The following is a 3,553-nucleotide window of genomic DNA, read 5'->3' as shown; positions in this document are numbered from 1 at the left end:
GTGCACTAGAATGCAAACATGAAAAAACGGCGCGGACAAATTGTCCGCGCCGCCGGGCAGGGGCTTGCGCCGCCGCGCAATTTCGTGGAAGGCGAAGCTCGCTTCCTACGCCTGCTTCTTCTTCAGGATCGGAAGTCCCGTGGCGCTGTTCTCCGAGACTTCGTAGCCTTCGGGAAGCTCATCCACAGCGCCGTCCTTCACTTCCTTGCCGAAGAAGTAAAGCTTTGTCTTGCCGTTCGCCGCGGTGCGCGCGTGCAGAAAGTATTCCGTGCCGCTCTTCTTGCTCTTTGCCGAGTACGCCATAGTAATCCATGTCCTTTCGTGGCGCGCGTTCTCCGCGCCCATCCAACCCGACGATTATATCACATTATTTCCGCGAGAAGGGAAGGGGAATCGGTGAAAATCTCTCTGAACGGCGTATTTCGCCGAAAATTATCATCACGCGAGACAATTTTCGCGCTCGGCTGTCTTTCGCGTATCCATTTTGGCGCCTTTTTCGCCGATAATAAGAGAATGAAGAAATGTCGAGTGGCCAACGGAGCGTCTCCCCAGCGGCGCGTGAAGAGCTCCGGTTACGCGCAGGCAAAAAAATTACAGCGGATTCTGGATCATCTACCGCAGCTGATTTTCTGGAAGAACGCACAGTCGGTTTATCAGGGCGGCAACGCGAAGTTCGCGCGGGACGCCGGGGTTGATTGCACGTCCGCCCTCGCCGGCAAAACCGACTTCGACCTGCGCTGGCGCCCGGAAGAAACGGAATGGTTCCGACTGGTCGATCGACGTGTCATGGACAATGATGTCCCTGATTACCATTTTATCGAACAGATCTGTCATCCGGACGGGCGGGTCGCCTGGATGGACACCAGCAAGATCCCACTGCACGACGCTGATGGAAAAGTGGTGGGACTTATCGGCTCCTATGAAGACGTGACCGAGCGCAAGGAAGCGGAGCTCGCCGTCTGGCGGCAGCGTCAGGTGCTCAGCAATGTTCTCACGGCGATCCCACACGCCGTTTTCTGGAAGGACCGCGCTTCCGTCTACCAGGGCTGCAATATGAATTTCGCCCGCCATGCGGGACTGAGCTCGCCAGAGGAGATCATCGGCAAAACCGACTACGATCTGCCCTGGTCTCGCGAGGAATCGGACTTTTACCGGCAGTGCGACCGGGAAGTGATGGAGAAGGGCGATCCTCTTTTCAATATCGAAGAAACGCAGCTGCAGCCCGACGGCCGCGAGCTTCAGGTGCTCACCAGCAAAGTTCCGCTGCGCGGCGAGGACGGCTCGGTGTTCGGCATCCTGGGAATGTACGCCGATGTGACGGAGCGCAAGCAGGCCGAGGACATGATCCGGCATCAGGCGATGCACGACAGCCTGACCGGACTTCCCAACCGCATCTTTTTCCAGGAGCGCGTGGAGCAGACGCTGGCCGTCGCCCGCGCCGAGGGGCGCCTGGCCGCGGTCCTGTTCATTGATCTCGACCGCTTCAAACAGATCAACGATACCTTGGGGCATCTGGCCGGCGATGCGCTGCTGCAGGAAGTGGCGCGCCGCTTTGTCGGATGCGTGCGCGCCGGGGACCTGCTCGCCCGTATGGGCGGCGATGAGTTCACCGTGCTGCTGCCGGAGATCGCCGACGCCGACGCGGCGGCGGCCGTGGCCGAGCGGCTTCTGGAGTCTCTTCAGGAGCCGCTCATTTTGGCGGGGCAGAGCCTTTATGTCACCGCCAGTATCGGTGTGAGCGTCTTCCCCCGGGATGGTCAGGACATGACCACGCTGCTGCGGCATGCGGATGTCGCCATGTACGGCGCCAAGGACCATGGGCGCAGCGGCTATGAGATGTACGCGACGGCGATGAACGAGACCGCCATGGAGCGATTGAAACTGGAGAACGGGCTGCATCACGCCGTGGACTCCGGCGAGCTGATCCTGCACTACCAGCCTCAGGTCAACCTCATCACCGGAGCGATCGACGGCGCGGAAGCCCTCGTCCGCTGGCTCCATCCCGAGCTGGGGCTCGTGCCTCCCAATAAGTTCATTCCTCTGGCTGAGGAGATGGGGCTGATCGTTCCAATCGGCAACTGGGTGCTGCGCGAAGCGTGCCGACAGGCGAAGCGCTGGCGCGACGCCGGGTTTCACTTTCGGGTCGCGGTCAATGTCTCGGCCCGCCAGTTTGAGACACGCGATCTGGCGGACACCGTCGCCCGTATTCTGGCCGAAACCGATCTGCCGCCGCACTGCCTCGACCTGGAGCTGACCGAAACGACCATCGTGAAGAACGCCACTCACGCCGCCCGCGTGCTTCAGACGCTGAAGCACCTGGGCGTCCAGATCTCCATCGATGATTTCGGGGCCGGCTACTCCGCGCTGTCCTATCTGCGCCGCTACCCTGTCGATGTCATCAAGATCGACCGCTCCTTCGTCTCCTCGCTCGGCGACGATCCTAAAGACCGCGCCGTGATCAAATCCGTGATCGATCTCGCCCACGGTCTGGATCTCAAAGTTGTTGCGGAAGGCGTGGAGCACGAGTTCCAGCGCGACATCCTGCGCCGTCTTGGCAGCGATCGAATGCAGGGCTATCTGTTCAGCCGCCCGGTCCCTGCGGCCGAGCTCACCCAGCTGCTGACAAAAACGGACGAGTGCCTGGCGGGCTAAGGGGCGCGCAGGGAATCAAATTCCCTGTGTGGTATACTGGATCGTGAAACGCTGGACGAATGTTTCCATATTGGGAACGCGCCGGCCCTGTAATCCGTAGACACCCATTGATGCCCATCCGAACGCCTGTCAGCCGAATACTGATCGTCCTCTTGCTGCTGATGACCCTGGTCCCCCTGCGGGATTGTATGGCGTCGTCGGCTTGCCGGGACTGCGTCGTCGCCGTGATGGCGTGCTGCTGCGAAAGCGGCGCCTGCGCCACACAGCACTCCCAAACCGCCGCCCCTTCCCACGCGACCGGCGCCTCCATCGACAAGCCATCGTGCTCCTGCTCGATCGGCGTCGCCTCTCCCGCTCCCTCCATCCGTGTCGCTTCCGACCTGCACTTCGCCCCACCCATCGCCTGGCTGAGCGCTGCTTACATCGCCGATTTTCAGATTATTCTGATCGCCGCGCCGCGAGATCGCGCGGAAACGCGCGGCCCGCCCACACGTTCCGCACGCAAGTCTTCTGTTTCTCCCCGCGCCCCTCCCATCGCCTGATCCTTCTTGCCGCATGGTCCGCATCGCGTCGTCACGTGTGACGATCCGCGTCTTCGCCATGCCTGCGGTCTGAAACCTCCCTTCTGTTTCTTTACTCTGGAGGATCCATGCGATTCATTCTCGTTTTCCTATGTCTATTCTTGGCGGCGCCGGCTCACGCCGCGCCCTTAACCATCACCGAGGCGGTCACGCTGGCGCTTCGCGATAATCCGCGCGCTTCGGCGGCGACGCATGATGTGCGCGCCGCCGGGCAGGGGGCGCGGGCGGCCGGGGCGCCCGCGAACCCTACGATTGTTTTCACGCCCGCCATCACGGAGGGCGGGTCGGACACGGAGCTGCTCGTCACGCAGCCGCTGGAG

General features: G+C 61.8%; 3 protein-coding genes and 1 pseudogene. 3 read left to right on the top strand and 1 reads right to left on the bottom strand.

Translation table 11 applies throughout. From position 1 onward, the window contains the following. Positions 1-105: 105 nt before the first annotated feature. Complete coding sequence (locus ABIZ35_RS21620; protein ID WP_348222004.1) at positions 106-303, bottom strand: hypothetical protein; 198 nt, start codon at positions 301-303, stop codon at positions 106-108. A gap of 210 nt (positions 304-513) precedes the next feature. On the opposite strand from ABIZ35_RS21620, the gene ABIZ35_RS21615 reads away from it, so the two are divergent. The 3 genes and pseudogenes from ABIZ35_RS21615 to ABIZ35_RS21605 all read left to right on the top strand — a co-directional run. Next, a complete protein-coding gene (locus tag ABIZ35_RS21615; RefSeq protein WP_348222003.1) occupies positions 514-2,652 on the top strand; it encodes an EAL domain-containing protein in 2,139 nt (712 codons plus the stop codon). Positions 2,653-2,762: 110 nt separating this feature from the next. Beyond that, the gene (locus ABIZ35_RS21610; RefSeq protein WP_348222002.1) at positions 2,763-3,194 is read left to right on the top strand and encodes a hypothetical protein; all 432 of its coding nucleotides are present in this window, start codon (positions 2,763-2,765) and stop codon (positions 3,192-3,194) included. Between the two features lie 107 nt (positions 3,195-3,301). Next, positions 3,302-3,553, top strand: a pseudogene (locus ABIZ35_RS21605) (hypothetical protein); the annotation flags it as partial.

The organism is Capsulimonas sp., assembly GCF_039929585.1.
Classification (GTDB): Bacteria; Armatimonadota; Armatimonadia; order Armatimonadales; family Capsulimonadaceae; genus Capsulimonas.
Note: the sequence above shows the minus strand (reverse complement) of the source record. Positions and strands in the feature narration are given on the sequence as shown.